The sequence below is a fragment of the Streptomyces sp. RerS4 genome (genome assembly GCF_023515955.1).
Lineage (GTDB): Bacteria > Actinomycetota > Actinomycetes > Streptomycetales > Streptomycetaceae > Streptomyces.
The window spans coordinates 6,117,067-6,131,567 of record NZ_CP097322.1 but is presented as its reverse complement, the minus strand read 5'-3'; the positions used below and the strand labels follow the sequence as shown (position 1 = coordinate 6,131,567).

The 14,501-nt window shown below is 73.8% G+C and carries 12 protein-coding genes; 3 read left to right on the top strand and 9 right to left on the bottom strand.

Annotated features, from left to right (window positions below):
• Positions 1 to 4 precede the first annotated feature (4 nt).
• From M4D82_RS27555 to M4D82_RS27545, 3 genes are all read right to left on the bottom strand, one after another.
• Positions 5 to 433, bottom strand: coding sequence for a hypothetical protein (locus M4D82_RS27555; protein WP_249768868.1), 429 nt, complete (start codon positions 431 to 433; stop codon positions 5 to 7).
• 86 nt (positions 434 to 519) lie between these two features.
• On the bottom strand, positions 520 to 1,017 hold the full coding sequence (locus M4D82_RS27550; protein ID WP_249768866.1) for an NUDIX domain-containing protein: 498 nt from the start codon (positions 1,015 to 1,017) through the stop codon (positions 520 to 522).
• Between the two features lie 50 nt (positions 1,018 to 1,067).
• Positions 1,068 to 2,786 (bottom strand): BCCT family transporter, encoded by a 1,719-nt coding sequence (locus M4D82_RS27545; protein ID WP_249768864.1) that lies wholly within the window; start codon positions 2,784 to 2,786, stop codon positions 1,068 to 1,070.
• A gap of 144 nt (positions 2,787 to 2,930) precedes the next feature.
• Here M4D82_RS27545 and M4D82_RS27540 point away from each other — a divergent pair, with 144 nt between their 5' ends.
• Complete coding sequence (locus tag M4D82_RS27540; RefSeq protein ID WP_249768862.1) at positions 2,931 to 4,079, top strand: glycerate kinase; 1,149 nt, start codon at positions 2,931 to 2,933, stop codon at positions 4,077 to 4,079.
• 111 nt (positions 4,080 to 4,190) lie between these two features.
• On the opposite strand, the gene M4D82_RS27535 is transcribed toward M4D82_RS27540, so the two are convergent.
• Positions 4,191 to 4,805 carry a cysteine hydrolase family protein gene (locus M4D82_RS27535; RefSeq protein WP_249768860.1) on the bottom strand — a complete coding sequence of 205 codons (615 nt, stop codon included), beginning with the start codon at positions 4,803 to 4,805 and terminating at the stop codon, positions 4,191 to 4,193.
• 113 nt (positions 4,806 to 4,918) lie between these two features.
• Here M4D82_RS27535 and M4D82_RS27530 point away from each other — a divergent pair, with 113 nt between their 5' ends.
• The gene (locus M4D82_RS27530) at positions 4,919 to 5,905 is read left to right on the top strand and encodes a GlxA family transcriptional regulator (protein ID WP_249768851.1); all 987 of its coding nucleotides are present in this window, start codon (positions 4,919 to 4,921) and stop codon (positions 5,903 to 5,905) included.
• Positions 5,902 to 8,742 (top strand): SpoIIE family protein phosphatase, encoded by a 2,841-nt coding sequence (locus M4D82_RS27525; RefSeq protein WP_249768850.1) that lies wholly within the window; start codon positions 5,902 to 5,904, stop codon positions 8,740 to 8,742. The genes M4D82_RS27530 and M4D82_RS27525 overlap by 4 nt, the downstream gene beginning before the upstream one ends.
• A gap of 54 nt (positions 8,743 to 8,796) precedes the next feature.
• Here M4D82_RS27525 and M4D82_RS27520 read toward each other — a convergent pair whose 3' ends face one another.
• The 5 genes from M4D82_RS27520 to M4D82_RS27500 form a co-directional block, all read right to left on the bottom strand.
• Positions 8,797 to 10,854 carry a SpoIIE family protein phosphatase gene (locus M4D82_RS27520; protein ID WP_249768839.1) on the bottom strand — a complete coding sequence of 686 codons (2,058 nt, stop codon included), beginning with the start codon at positions 10,852 to 10,854 and terminating at the stop codon, positions 8,797 to 8,799.
• A gap of 131 nt (positions 10,855 to 10,985) precedes the next feature.
• Positions 10,986 to 11,462 carry a DUF3574 domain-containing protein gene (locus M4D82_RS27515; protein ID WP_249768828.1) on the bottom strand — a complete coding sequence of 159 codons (477 nt, stop codon included), beginning with the start codon at positions 11,460 to 11,462 and terminating at the stop codon, positions 10,986 to 10,988.
• Positions 11,463 to 11,637: 175 nt separating this feature from the next.
• Entirely contained in the window at positions 11,638 to 12,675 is a 1,038-nt protein-coding gene (locus tag M4D82_RS27510; protein ID WP_502989093.1) for an NsdA family TPR-like regulatory protein, read from the bottom strand.
• Positions 12,576 to 13,811 (bottom strand): MAB_1171c family putative transporter, encoded by a 1,236-nt coding sequence (locus M4D82_RS27505; RefSeq protein ID WP_249768814.1) that lies wholly within the window; start codon positions 13,809 to 13,811, stop codon positions 12,576 to 12,578. Before M4D82_RS27505 ends, M4D82_RS27510 begins: the two co-directional genes overlap by 100 nt.
• On the bottom strand, positions 13,808 to 14,335 hold the full coding sequence (locus tag M4D82_RS27500; protein WP_249768812.1) for a M48 family metalloprotease: 528 nt from the start codon (positions 14,333 to 14,335) through the stop codon (positions 13,808 to 13,810). The genes M4D82_RS27505 and M4D82_RS27500 overlap by 4 nt, the downstream gene beginning before the upstream one ends.
• Positions 14,336 to 14,501 lie beyond the last annotated feature (166 nt).

Sequence of the window (14,501 nt, the reverse complement as noted above, 5' to 3'; positions counted from 1 at the left end):
GGCTTCAGATGACGGCGAGGGGGACCAGGAGGGCGAATCCGGCGCCGGCCTCGACCGCGTAGGCGTAGAGGGACGGGTGCTGGACGGGGGCGGCGAGGAGGACCACGCTCTGCTGGGTGGCGGCCGCCGTCACCCAGTCGTCGTCGGCGCCGAGCCGGCCCTGGTACCAGCCCTCGCAGGCGCCGGGGCCGGTGACGGCGAGGAGGTCGTCCTCGCGGCGGTAGAAGGCCTGCCAGCCCTCGGCGGGCGCGGACCAGCCCTCGAAGTCCTCGAAGGGGGCCCAGCCGCCCTCGCGTATCGCGGTGTCGAACATCCAGACCGGCTCCCCTTCGGGGGTGACCTCGCCGGCGGATTGTTCGTCGGTGGTGAAGTGGACCATGGGGAGGGCGTCGGTGCCGTCGGCCGTGCTGGGCCAGGCGTACATGGTGATCATCAGTTGATTCTGCCCTGGTCGTGTCTGGCGGTGGACAACTCCCGCGGCCGGTCCGCCCGGTGGGGTGGGCGGCGCCGGCGCCGGGGCTACGCGATGGGGCGGCGGCCGTTCTCCAGCTCCACGGGGCCCTCGCCCGACTGGAGGGCGCGGTAGGCCTCTTGGGCGCGCAGGCCCAGCGATCCGAGGAGATGGGTGGTGAGTTCGTCGGGTTCGACGAGCTTCCAGGAGAGCAGTTCCTCCTCCTGGAGGGTGATCGAGGCCAACTGGGCGGCGTCGAGGACACCGCCGTCGTAGAGGTAGGCGGCGAGCGGGGGGCGGTCGGGGCCCACGCTCCAGTCGACGGCGAGGAGCCGGCCGAGCGGGACGTCGAGGCCGATCTCCTCGGCGCTCTCGCGGCGGGCGGCTTCCCGGGGGGATTCCCCCTGGTCGGATTCGATGGTGCCGCCCGGCAGGGCCCAACCCTCGCGGTAGTTGGGCTCGACGAGCAGGACGCGGCCCTCGGCGTCACGGAAGAGGGCGGCCGCGCCGGCCAGCACCCGGGGCAGGCTCGCGATGTAGGCGGCGTAGTCATCGGTGGTGGTCACGGCGCCACCCTAACCGGCCGCCCGGGGCGCCACGGCGGGCGGCCCCGTGATCACTCCTGTGGGTGGCCGCCGTCCTCGCGCTCGCGCCCCCGGGACTCCGCGAGGCGGCGCAGGCGCGGGTGGCGGGCAGGTCCCTGTTCGGTGATGGCGTCGCCGACCATGGCCTTCACGGCGTCCCGCAGGCCGTGCAGGGCGTGGTGGCGGGTGGGGCCGGCGCCGGGGTCGGTGCGCAGTTCCTTCACCAGGGCCCAGCACAGCAGGAGCATGACGATGACGAAGGGCAGCGCGACGAGGATCGTGGCGGTCTGGAGGGATTTGAGGCCGCCCGCGACGAGCAGGACGGCGGCCACGGCGGCCATCAGCACGCCCCAGGTGACGACGAGCCAGGTCGGCGGGTGGAGGGAACCGCGGCTGGTGAGGGAGCCCATGACGAGGGAGGCGGAGTCGGCGCTGGTGACGAAGTAGGTCATCACCAGGAGCATCGCCACCCAGGAGGTGACGGTGCCGAGCGGCAGGGCGTCGAGCATGGCGAAGAGCGAGGCCTCCGCCCCTTCCTTGACCTTGGCGGCGAGGTCGGCGGCGCCGGTGGCGTCGATGCGGATGGCGGTGCCGCCCATGACGCAGAACCAGACGACGGTGGCGCCGCTGGGGACGAGGAGGACGCCGATGAGGAACTCGCGGATGGTGCGACCGCGCGAGATGCGGGCGATGAAGGTGCCGACGAACGGCGCCCAGGAGAGCCACCACGCCCAGTAGAAGATCGTCCACGTGCCGAGCCAGACGCTGTCGGTGAAGGCTCCGGTGCGCGTGGCCATGGGCAGCAGCTCGTGGAGGTAGCTGCCGACGCTCGCCGGGATGACGTCGAGGACGAAGACGGTCGGTCCGAGGAGGAAGACGAAGAGCATCAGGGCGGCGGCGAGCACGATGTTGACGGTGCTGAGCCATTTGACGCCCTTGTGCAGCCCGGAGAAGGCGGAGAGGACGAACGCGGCGGACAGGGCGGCGATGATGACCAGCTGGACGCGGGTGGAGGAGGTGACTCCGGCGGTGATGTCGAGACCTTCGGCGACCTGGAGGGCGCCCAGCCCGAGGCTGGTGGCGGTGCCGAAGACGGTGGCGAAGACGGCGAGCAGGTCGATGGTCTGGCCCTGCCACCCCCGCGCCCGTGCCTCGCCCATCAGGGGGACGAAGGCGGAGCTGAGGCGGTTGCCGCGGCCCTTGCGGAAGGTCGCGTAGGCGAGGGCGAGGCCGGCGATGCCGTAGATGGCCCAGGGGGTCAGCGTCCAGTGGAAGAAGGAGTAGTCGAGGGCGGCGCGGGCGGCGGCGCCGGTGCCGGGGGCGGCGCCGCTGGCGGGGGGCGGGTTCAGGTAGTGGGTGAGCGGTTCGCCGACCCCGTAGAACATCAGGCCGATGCCCATGCCGGCGCTGAACATCATCGCGATCCACGCGAGGTTGGTGAACTCGGGTTCGGAGTCGTCGGCGCCGAGCCGGACCCGGCCGAACCTGCTGATGGCGAGGGCGACGCACATCACGAGGAACACGTCGGCGGCGATCACGAACAGCCAGGCGAAGTTGTTCAGCACCCAGCCGAGCGCGCTGCTCGACGCGGTGTCGAAGGAACTCTTGCCGAGAGCCGCCCAGGCCACGACGGCCAGCACGGCGATCACGCCGATGGTGACGACGGTGAAGTCGGGCGCACCGCCGTCAGGACCCTCGGAGCCCCCACCCGGGGTATCCGGACGGCCCTGTTCCAGCGAATCCGCGCTCATGCGGCCACACTATGCAGGCGTATATCCGTATTTAGCCGCATGGCACGCCGGATGTGAGCCAGGCCACCCATGGGCATAGGAGGATCCTCCGGATAGGCTCATGGTGGCGCGACTGCACTGTTCGATAGCAAGGGATCAGCAAAGGTGACGGACGGAGCAGTAACTGAGGCCGCGCGCGTGCTCATCGCCGCGGACAAATTCAAGGGCTCGCTCACGGCCGTTCAGGTCGCGGAGCGGGTGACGGCGGGCCTTCGCAAGGCCGTACCGGGCGTGGAGGTCGAGACCCTCCCCGTCGCGGACGGCGGCGACGGGACCGTCGCGGCCGCCGTGGCGGCCGGGTTCGAACGCCGGGAGGTACGGGTCACCGGACCCCTCGGCGAGCAGGTCACGGCCGCTTTCGCGCTGCGCGACGGCACGGCCGTGGTGGAGATGGCGGAGGCCTCCGGGCTCCAGCTGCTGCCGGCGGGCACCTTCGCCCCGCTGACGGCGACCACGTACGGCTCCGGCGAGGTGCTGAAGGCCGCGCTGGACGCGGGCGCGACCTCGATCGTGTTCGGGGTGGGCGGCAGCGCCACCACCGACGGCGGCGCGGGCATGCTGGCGGCGCTGGGCGCGGTGTTCCTGGACGCGAACGGCGAACCGGTCGGCCCGGGTGGCGGCGCCCTGGCGGACCTGGCCTCGGCGGACCTGTCCGGGATCGACGCCCGCTTCGCGGACGTGGACTTCGTCCTGGCCAGCGACGTGGACAACCCGCTGACCGGCCCGAAGGGCTGCGCGGCGGTGTACGGCCCGCAGAAGGGCGCCTCGCCCGAGGACGTGGCGACGCTGGACGCGGCCCTGGCGCACTACGCGCGGGTGCTGGAGCGGTCGATCGGCGGCCGGGCCGCCGAGCTGGCGGCCTCCCCGGGCGCCGGCGGCGCGGGCGGCATCGGCTACGGGGCCCTGCTGCTCGGCGCGAGCTTCCGACCCGGCATCGAACTGATGCTGGAGGTGCTCGGCTTCGCCCCGGCGCTGGAGCGGGCCACGCTGGTCATCACCGGTGAGGGCTCGCTGGACGAGCAGACCCTGCACGGCAAGGCCCCGGCGGGTGTCGCGGCCGCCGCGCGCGCGGCGGGCAAGCCGGTCGTGGCGGTCTGCGGCCGACTGCTGCTGGACCAGGCGGCGCTGGAGGCCGCCGGCATCCGCCGTGCCTACCCGCTGACCGACCTGGAGCCCGACCCGGCCAAGTCCATCCCGAACGCCGGCCCCCTGCTGGAGCGGGTCGCCGAGAACATCGCCGCCGACGTGCTCTGACGCGCATCCGGCAGGCACGGCCGAAGGCCCGGTCCCCCCGCGACGCACTGCGCGGGGAGCCGGGCCTTCGCCGTCGCCGCACCCACCGGCAGGCCCCGAGCGACCGGTCTACTACGCCGTGGCCCCGGCGCGGGCGGCCGACAGCAGCTGAGCGGTGGTCACGATGCGGGCGAAGCCGCCGCCCTGGAGGTTGACGGCGGTCGCGGCGGCGAGCTGCGCGGCGGTGAGGGCGAGGCCGCCGGGGCCCGTGCCGTCGGTGAGGTCGAAGGTGTGGGTGGCGTCGAGGGGGACCAGGACGTCGTAGCCGAGGTTGCCCGCCATCCGGGCGGTGGTCTCGACGCACATGTTGGTCTGGATGCCGGTGAGGACCAGCTGTCCGATCCCTCGGGCGGTGAGCCAGGCGGCCAGGTCCGGGGCGCCGTAGAAGGCCGAGTTGACGGTCTTGGTGATCAGCAGGTCGTCCTCGCGTCGGCGCTCCTCCACCAGGTCCTTCAAGGCGTGTCCCGGGTGGTCCGCGGCGAGGACCGAGCCGGGGTGGACGGAGGCGTGCCGGACGAGGACGACGGGGCGGCCGGTCGCGCGCCAGGCGTCCATGAGGGCGGCGATGTTGGTCTCGGCGTCCGGGTTGTCGCGGGGGCCCCAGAAGGAGGCGTCGTCGAAGCCCTTCTGGACGTCGATGACGAGCAGGGCGCTGTTGTCGGCGATCTCGATCGCGGTCCGTGTCATGGCTCCATCCTTTGCCCCGCGCGGGCCCGGAGCCGGCGACTGCGGGGACCGAAAACGATGGGATCCTGCCGGCCTGGCAGAACCATCGCCGCGGTCTCTGGCACAGTGGCCGCATGCGCCGTGTCGCCATCGTCGCCCAGCCCGGGATCCGGGCCTTCGACCTCGCCGTCATCACCGAGGTCTGGGGTCCCGACCGCGGCCACCTCGGGGTGCCCGTCTTCGAGCTGCGCCGCTGCGCCCTGGAGCCGGGCCCGATCGCACTGCCGGGCGGGCTGAGCCTCACCCCGGACCGGGGTCTCGACTGGCTGGGCCGGGCCGACCTGATCGTCGTACCGGCCCTGGCCGAGCCGACCGACCCGACGGCCGAGCCCGTCCTCGCCGCGCTGCGGGAGGCGCACGCGCGCGGGGTGCCGGTGGCCGCCCTGTGCGCCGGGGCCTTCGTGCTGGCGGAGGCCGGGCTGCTGGAGGGGCGCCGGGCGGTGACCCACTGGTCGCTCGCCCCGCAGCTCGCCGCCCGTCATCCCGGGGTCCTGGTCGAGGAGGCGCCGCTGTTCGTCGAGGACGACGGGCTGTGGACCTCCGCCGGGGTGGCCTCCGGGATCGACCTGTGCCTGCACCTGGTCCGCGAGGCGCACGGGGCCGAGGCCGCCGCCGCCATCGCCCGCTCGATGGTCACCGGCCCCTTCCGCACCGGCGACCACGCCCAGTACCTGGACCGGCCCACCCCGACCGCCGACCGGACCGCCGAGGCACTGGCCGCCGTACGACAGCAGGCCCTGCGGCGGCTCCACGAGCCGCTGGACGTGGCCACGCTGGCCCGCTGGGCGGGCATGTCGCCGCGCTCCTTCGCCCGGCACTTCGCGGCGGCCACCGGCACCACCCCGCACAAATGGCTGATCGCCCGGCGGCTCGACGAGGCCCGCAAACTGCTGGAGCGCACCGATCATCCCGTTCCCGAGGTGGCCCGGCGGGCCGGGTTCGCCAGCGAGGTCACCTTCCGTCAGCACTTCGGCGCCCACGTCGGCACGAGCCCGCGCGCGTACCGCACGGCGGCGGCCAACGCTCCCTTAACCGGTGACAGTGTTAGAAAGGGCTCATGAGCGGACGTTCGGGTCGGCGGCACGGTGAGGCGCGACCCGCCGGCCTGCTCGCGCGTCTCTCGTTGGTCCCGGACAGCGTCGCGGGCCAGGTCTTCGCGCTCCAGGCCGCGATCGTGCTGGTGCTCATCGCCGCCGCCGCGTTGGCCCTGGTGTTCCAGGCGCGCTACGACGGCCTGAAGGACGCCCGCAACCGCTCGCTCGCCGCCGCCGAGGCCTTCGCCCACGCGCCGGGAGTGGCGGCCGCTCTGAAGTCCCCCGATCCGACGGCCGTCCTCCAGCCCCGGGCGGAGGGCGCCCGCAAGGCCTCCGGGCTGGACTTCATCGCCGTCATGACCCCCGACGGCATCCGCTACACCGATTCCCGACCCGAACTGATCGGCGAGCGCGCCACCGGCGACCTGGCCCGCGCGGCGGCCGGACAGTCCTTCACCGAGACCTTCAAGGGCGCCCCGAGTGACGCCGTGCGGGCCGTGGTCCCCGTACGGGACGAGAGCGGCGCCGTCGTCGGGCTCGTCTCCACCGGGATCGAGGTCGCGAACGTCGGGGACACCATCGAGAACCAGCTGCCGCTGCTGATCGGCGCGGCCGCCGGCGCCCTGCTGCTCGGCACCGGCGGCGCCGCTCTGGTCAGCCGCCGGCTGCGGCGCCAGACCCGGGGCCTGGGCGCGGCCGAGATGGCCCGGATGAACGAGCACCACGAGGCCGTCCTGCACGCCGTGCGCGAGGGCGTGCTCATCGTCGACGGCGACCACCGGCTGGTGCTCGCCAACGACGAGGCCAAGCGCCTGCTGGACCTGCCGCCCGACGCCGAGCAGCGCCACGTGACGGACCTCGGTCTGGATCCGCGTACGACCGAGCTCCTCGTCTCGGGCCGCGTCGCGACCGACGAGGTGCACCTCGCGGGCGAGCGGCTCCTCGCCGTCAACGTACGCCCCACCGAGCCCTTCGTCGGCAAGCCGTCGGGCAGCGTCACGACCCTGCGCGACACCACCGATCTGGCCGCGCTCTCCGGGCGGGCCGAGGTGGCACTCGAACGGCTCCAGCTGCTCTACGACGCCGGCGTGCGCATCGGCACCACCCTGGACGTGGTGCGCACCGCCGAGGAGCTGTCGGAGGTGGCCGTGCCGCGGTTCGCGGACTTCGTGACCGTCGAGCTGCTGGAGCCGGTGCTGCGCGGCGACGAGCCGGCGGCGGCGGGCCGCACGCACACGGAGATGCGCCGCGCGGCCATGTCGGGAATCCGTACGGACCAGCCGCTCCAGCCGGTCGGGGACACCATCCGCTTCGAAGTGCCGACGGCTCCGATGGCGGCCGCGCTGGAGGCCGGGCGGTCGGTGCTCGCCGCCGATCTGAACGCCGCGATGGGCTGGCGGGCCCAGGACCCCGCGGGCACCCGGGTGGCCCTGGACTACGGGCTGCACTCGCTGATCTCGGTGCCGCTCCAGGCGCGGGGCGTCGTCCTCGGCATGGCGAACTTCTGGCGGGCCGCCGACACCCCCGAGGCCTTCGAAGAGGAGGACCTGTCGTTCGCGGAGGAGCTGGGCGCGCGGGCGGCCGTCTCCATCGACAACGCCCGCCGCTTCACCCGCGAGCACGCCACCGCCGTGACGCTCCAGCGCAGCCTGCTGCCCCGGGTGCTGCCGGACCTCACGGCGGTGGACGTCGCCTTCCGCTACCTGCCCGCGAAGGCGGGGGTGGGCGGCGACTGGTTCGACGTGATCCCGCTGCCGGGAGCCCGGGTGGCGCTGGTGGTGGGCGACGTGGTCGGGCACGGGGTGCACGCGGCGGCGACGATGGGTCGACTGCGCACGGCCGTGCACAACTTCTCGACGCTGGACATCCCGCCCGACGAGCTGCTGGGCCACCTGGACGAGCTGATCGACCGCATCGACCAGTTGGAGAGCGGCGCCGCCGGGGACGGCGGGCACGTCGGGCCCGGCGTCGCCGACGCCCACGAGATGGGGATCCCCGTGACGGAGGACGTCGAAGGGGTCGACGGAAGCGCCGGCATCACCGGCGCCACCTGTCTCTACGCCATCTACGACCCGGTCTCGGGCGTCTGCGCGATGGCCAGTGCCGGGCATCCCGGGCCCGCCCTGGTGCACCCGGACGGGCGCGTGGAGTTCCCGGCGCTGCCCACGGGCCTGCCGCTGGGCGTGGGCGGCATGCCCTTCGAGGCGACGGCGGTGCGGCTGCCGGAGGGCAGCCGGCTCGTGCTGTTCACCGACGGGCTGCTGGAGGACCGCGACCGGGACTTCGACACCGGTCTGGCGCTGCTGGGCCGGGCGCTGGCCCGACCCGAACGCAGCCCCGAGCAGGCGTGCGCGGACGTGCTCGCGGCGCTGCTGTTCCCGGCGCCGAGCGACGACATCGCCCTCCTGGTCGCCGACACGCGGCGGCTGGATCCGGGCCGCATCGCCGAGTGGGAGGTCCCCGAGGATCCGGCGGCGGTCTCGCGGGTGCGTCGGGAGGCGGCCGGGCAGCTGGCGGCCTGGGGCCTGGAGGAGGTCTCGTTCACCGCCGAACTCGTGCTGAGCGAGCTGATCACGAACGCCCTGCGGTACGGGACGCAGCCCGTGCGGGTGCGGATGCTGTGCGACCGGAACCTGATCTGCGAGGTCTCCGACGGCAGCAGCACCTCGCCGCACCTGCGCTACGCCGCCACCACGGACGAGGGCGGCCGCGGGCTGTTCCTCGTCGCGCAGTACGCCGAACGGTGGGGGACGCGCTACACGCAACGCGGCAAGGTCATCTGGGCGGAGCTGTCGTCCTCCGCCGGGCGGGAACCGGCGGAGACGGAGCCGGACCTGGACGCGCTGGAGGACATGGCCTGGTAGGGGCCACATGGCCTGGCGGGGACCCGTCGCGGGCAGGGCCCGCCGCGGCGGCGGTCAGCCGGCGGTACGGGCCAGCAGGACGGCCACGTCGTCCTGGGCGGCGTCGGGCAGCAGCCGCGCGAGGACGCCCTCGCAGAGTTCCTCCAGCGGACGCGCGGGCTGCCGCAGGGCGTGCGCGAGCCGCGCCATCCCCTCGTCCAGGTCCCGGTCGCGGCTCTCGATCAGCCCGTCGGTGTAGAGCGCGAGGAGGCTGCCGGGCGGGAGCGGCACCTCCTCGGTGCGGAAGTCGTGCCCGCCGGTGCCGAGCGGGGTTCCGGGCGGGCCCTGGAGGAAGGAGACCGTGCCGTCGGCGCCGGCCACGGCGGGCGGCGGGTGGCCGGCGCGGGCGATGACGCAGCCGCCGGTCGCCGGGTCGTGGACGGCGTACACACAGGTGGCCATCTCGTCCTCGCCGAGGTCGGCCACCACCGCGTCCAGGGAGCGGAGCATGTCGGCGGGCGGTACGTCGAGCCGGGCCAGGGTGCGTACGGCCGTACGGAGCTGGCCCATGACGGCGGCGGCGTGGATGCCGTGGCCCATCACGTCCCCGATGACCAGGCCGGTGCGGCCCCGGGGCAGCTGGATGACGTCGAACCAGTCTCCGCCGACGTCGTGTTCGCTGGCCGGAAGGTAGCGGCCGGTGAGCTCCAGACCCGGGACCCGGGGCAGGGCGCTGTTGGTCAGGCTGCGCTGGAGGGTGAGGGCGGCCTGGCGTTGGGTGGTGTACATGCGTGCGTTGTCGATGTTGAGGGCCGCGCGGGCGACGAGTTCGTCGATGAGGACGCAGTCCTGGGCGTCGAAGGGTTCGCGCTCGCGCAGCCGGGTCACGGCGACGGCTCCGAGCACCTTGCCGCGTGCCACGAGCGGGGCCAGGCGGGCGGAGCCGAGGGTGGCGAGGTAGTCGCGCAGGGCTCCGGCGCGGGGGTCGGTGATCAGGGCCGGGATGTCGGAGACGTAGAGGTTCATGGGGAGCCCGTCGGCGATGACCCGCTCGTAGACGGTGCCGGCGGGGATCCGCATGGTCTGGCCGGGGGCCAGTCGGGCGGTGGGTGCCTCGGGGTCGGGGAAGGTCGCCGCGAGCCGGCGCAGGACGCCGTGGGTGGAGGCGGCGGCCTCGTCCGGTTCGAGGACCGCTTCCAGGAGCTGTACGTCGGCGGAGTCCGCGAGCTGCGGCACCAGCAGGTCCACGATCTCCTCGGCGGTCTGGCGCAGGTCCAGGGTGGTGCCGATGCGGGTGCCGGCTTCGGCGAGGAGGGCGAAGCGGGTCCGGGCCCGTTCGGCCTCCCGCTGGGCCCGCTGGCCTTCGGTGATGTCGATGAGGGAGGCGATCAGGCCGAGGGGGCGGCCGCCGCTGTCCAGGAGGGGGGCGTAGGAGCAGGACCAGGTCCGGTCGTGGTCGGGGTCGGCGGGGGTGCGGCCGGTGCGGCGGACGTCGACCACGGCCGTGCCCCGTTCCAGCACCCGGCGCATCGTCGCCTCCAGGGCGACGGCGTTGACGCCGGGCACCACCTCGGTCAGGCGTTTGCCGAGGTGGTCGGCGGCGGCGACGCCGTTCATCCGGGCCAGGGCGTCGTTGACGCGCAGGAAGCGCAGGTCGGGGCCGAGGGTGGCGAGGCCGATCGGGGACTGGGTGAAGAGGCTCTGGAGGGCGGCGAGGGAGTCCCGCATGTGCAGGACCTCGGAGGTCTCGACGGCGATGAGCAGCGCTCCCGTACGGCCCTGCGGGTCGGCGGCGGGCAGGATCCACATCTCCATGGGCACCCGGTGGCCGTCGCGGTGGCGCACGGGGAGCGTGCCGACCACGGTCTCCCCGGCCTGGACGCGGCGCGTCAGGTCGTCGGCGAGCCCGTGGTTGACCTCGGGGACGAGGATGTCCGTGCCGGGGCGGCCGAGGATGTCCTCGGGGCGGTGGCCGAGCAGGTCCTGCGCGGCGAGGGACCATTCGACGACGCGCCCGTCGGCGTCCTCCCGCCACAGGGCGATCGGCAGCAGCTCGCGCAGCACGCCGGCGTAACCGACGGCCGCCGGGGGTGGCGGATCGGGCACCTCGCTCGCCGACTGGTACGTGTCCAATGCACCGACCTCACCCCGGGGGGTCCGATTCCTACCGATTCACCCTAGCCGAGGGCTCGGCTGGGGGCCCTGCCGATCAGGCCCGCCGGCGGGCCGGCCCGTTCGGTCGGCCCGTCCGGCTCGTCGATCGGTCAGAAGTCGACCTGGGCCCGTACGTCGGCCCGACCCACGGACTCCAGTTCCCAGGTCGAGCAGTACAGGCGGCGGATGTACTCGATGTCGGCGTTGCGGGCGTGGGTCTCACGGGCCGGGTACATCACCGTCAGCTCGTACGATCTCTCGCGGTTGATGTCACCGTCCTTGTCGCGCCACTGACCGCGCGCCTCCTGGAGGGTCAGCCCCGAGGGGAAGCGGGGCGTGACCACGTCGGCGACGAATTTCATGAACTCCTCCTCGGTGACGGGCGGGTTGCCGTTGTGGCGCCCGGTGCCGAAGTAGAGGTGGGTGGAGATGTAGGCGCTGCTCTGCTCGGAGGCGTTGTCCTGGGTCGCCGCCGTGGCGGCACGGGTGCCGAGGGACACCTCGGACACCGGTCCGCCGAAGGTGAGCAGGAGGGCGGCCGCCGCGAGGAGGACGGCGGCCGGGGTCGTGATCCGGATCTGTCGCATGGGGTCCTGTCTGTGGGTCGATGGTGGGTTGGGTCGGTGGTGGGTCGCGGAACGGGTGGGGCGGCTGGGGGTCGGCTTCCGGCGGGATCGCGCGCGGCCCGGCGTGCGACGGCCGGGCGGGTGGGCGCTTCGCGGTGGCCGGTCGCCGGTGGCCTGCCCCGGTCGATGGGCCCGGCTACCGGGGCCGGAGCAGGGGCCGGGGCGGCAGGGACCGGTGCAGGAAGACCGCCGCGTCCCGGGCCGCCGGCGGGGCGTCCGGGTGGCCGCGCAGTTCGGCCGCCGTCCGGGCCAGCGTCTCGGTCGTGCGGACGGAGCCGATGGCGGCCGCCCCGGGGGCGATCCGGCCGATCAGGGCCTCCGCCTCCCGCCAGGCCCCGGCCCGGGTCAGCGCCGAGAGCAACTCGGCGGTGAACAGGTGCCGGTAGGCGGGGCCGGGCGCGGTGGCCGCCTCGTAGAGGAGGGGGATGGCCCGGTCCCAGCGGCGCAGCCGTGCCTCGACCCAGCCCCGGTGTCCGAGCAGCTCGGTCTGGTCCATCCACCAGGCCCAGGGCGGGTCGTGGCGCGAGACGCCGTCCAGGAAGCGGTTCTGCGCGCGGGCGATCAGCTCCAGGGGGCGTGCGTGGCCGCCGAGGAGGGCCAGGGCGTGCGCCTGCCGGATCAGGACGATGCCGGCGACCCTGGCGGGGAGCGGCCGTCGCCCGCGCACCCGGGAGGCGGCCTCCAGTGCGGCGCGCGGCCGGCCGGTGTGGGCGGCGAGCATGCTGTGGTTCAGCAGGACGAACCGGGCGGTCCAGTGGTCGCCGCTGCGCCCGGCGAGGGCCAGGGCCCGCGCGTTCATCCGGTGGGCCTGCCGGTAGTGCCCGGCGTCGAAGAGGATCCAGCCGGCGACCTCGTACAGCTCGGCCAGAGCGGAGAGCAGGTCCGTACCGCCGGGGCGGCGGAGCTCGGGCCAGGGGTACGGGGCCGCGCGCAGGGTGTCGCGTACGACGGGGACGGCCGCCGTCGCCCCGTGGGCGACGTCGACGGCGACCAGCTGTTCGACGGCGGCCCGCGCCCACCGCTCCGCCGCCTCCGCGCCCTCCTGGTACGCGGGCGGCGGGGCGGCCACGGCGGTCAGGATCCGCTCCGTGTCGGCAGCAGACCGGCCTCGATGCGCCCGGCCCGGCCGCGCGCGCCGAGGGCGTCGAAGGAGGAGGCCACCTCGGTCAGCCAGTCCACCTCGTCGCGGAAGTCCTCGTAGGGCGGACGTTCCGGGATGTCGGAGGTGTCGGCCTGTTCGGCGCGGGCCACCCGCTCCTCGGGCGGGCGGCCGAGGACGGCGCGCACCTGGAGGGCCTCGCCCAGCGGCGAGGTGGGATCCTCGGGGAGGTCCAGGGACCGGGCGACGCGGGTGAAGTCGGCCAGGGACAGGGAGGTGCGCAGCATCAGCTGCCCGTCGCGGATCTCGATGACGCGCCGGTAGAGGCTGTAGTGCGGGTCCCGGGGCGGAATCAGATCGCGCGCCCAGGAGCGGGGCGGGTCGAGCGCGATGTCCGGGGAGGCCTGGTACAGCGCCCACCACAGGGGGCGCAGGCGCCGGTAGGAGCGGTAGCTGCGCAGCCAGCCGCGGGCGCGGGTGATGTGGATGCCCCAGGAGGGGATGGTCCAGCCGACGATCTGGAGCAGGGCGCCGACGCTGCCGCAGGTCCACTGGATGGGGTCGAGGGCGGCGGCGTCGTAGTCGAGGCGGGTGCCGGCGATCTGGATGCCGCGGGTGACGCAGTACACGAGGATGAGCGTGGCGCCGACGGTCACCGTGCGCATGCCGACCTTGAGCCACTGGCGGTTGGCCATCGCGGTGAAGCGCAGCGACAGCCGGACCGTCTCGAACTGTCCGATGGCGCAGATCAGCAGGTAGAAGGTCATGTAGAGGGCGTAGCCGCGGTGCTGGATGCTGAGCAGGATCGTCGAGGTGGCCGTCTCCGATCGGGCGACGGGCCCGACGACGAAGGAGGCGACGATCAGCACGCCGAGGGCGGCGCCGAAGAAGGCCACGCGGCGCCGCGCCATGCGCGGGGCCCGGTCGGGGGGCGCCGACCAGTAGACGAGGACCACCTGTTGGGCGGCGGTGAGCACGACGACGGCGACCTGGGTGATGAGCGAGGTGATGTTGGGCAGGCCGAAGAACGCCGAGATGTGCAGGCGCAGCAGGTCGAGGTCGACGAGGAAGCTGATGCCCGAGCACAGGAAGTAGGTGCACAGCGCCCACAGGGCGATGTCGTGCCGGCGGCGCAGGAGGTCGGGGAGGCGGTACGCGAAGGCCGCGAGGCCCACGCCGGCGCAGACCCACGCGAGGATCGTGTAGATCACGCCGGCGGCCCCTGCTCGGGTCGGTCGGGCCGGCCCAGCCCGCTCTCGATGCGGGCCACGATCTCGGCGGCCTCCGCCGGGACGCCCCAGGCCGGTTCGGTCCAGCGCTTCGCTGCGCGGGCGAGGATCAGCGAGGCCATCGTCTCGGCCTCCTGCTCCTCGTCGTCGCTGTAGCGGGAGCGCATCAGGACGCCGCGGACGGCCTCGGGGTCGACGTCGGAGAAAAGCGCGCCCGGATCGGCCTGGTCGAGTTGTACGGAACCGCTGTGTTCCAAAGCGATGTGCGCGAGCTCGTGGGCGATGATGTGTTCCTTGTGGGAAGCGGAAGCCGCCTCCTCGAACGCGATCACGTCGAAATCGTCGAGTTTGAGCCAAATACCGAAGAGATGCGGCTCCGGGAACGACGTCGATATCAAATGGATCGGCCGCCGACGCTGTTCGCTCAGGTAGCGGTGCAGGTCGTCGATGCCGCAGCCGCGCTCCATGCCCCACTGGTCGAGCAGGGCCTCGCAGCTCTGACGCACCCTCCTGAGGCGACGCCTGAGTCGTCTCTCCTCGGACGCCGGTATCGCGGAGCCAGGTAACTTCATCCTCAGTCCTCCGGCGAACCCAGCGGTCGGACAACGCGGCCATGATGCCACACGCGCAACTCGCCGTCGGACGACGTCAGTTCTATTCGGCCATTCCCTT

Bases quoted from the DNA above. Each gene is read 5' to 3' on its own strand.
- M4D82_RS27515 (WP_249768828.1), bottom strand. From the start codon at position 11,462: ATGCGACAGATCCGGATCACGACCCCGGCCGCCGTCCTCCTCGCGGCG.
- M4D82_RS27555 (WP_249768868.1), bottom strand. From the start codon at position 433: ATGATCACCATGTACGCCTGGCCCAGCACGGCCGACGGCACCGACGCC.
- M4D82_RS27545 (WP_249768864.1), bottom strand. From the start codon at position 2,786: ATGAGCGCGGATTCGCTGGAACAGGGCCGTCCGGATACCCCGGGTGGG.
- M4D82_RS27530 (WP_249768851.1), top strand. From the start codon at position 4,919: ATGCGCCGTGTCGCCATCGTCGCCCAGCCCGGGATCCGGGCCTTCGAC.
- M4D82_RS27535 (WP_249768860.1), bottom strand. From the start codon at position 4,805: ATGACACGGACCGCGATCGAGATCGCCGACAACAGCGCCCTGCTCGTC.
- M4D82_RS27525 (WP_249768850.1), top strand. From the start codon at position 5,902: ATGAGCGGACGTTCGGGTCGGCGGCACGGTGAGGCGCGACCCGCCGGC.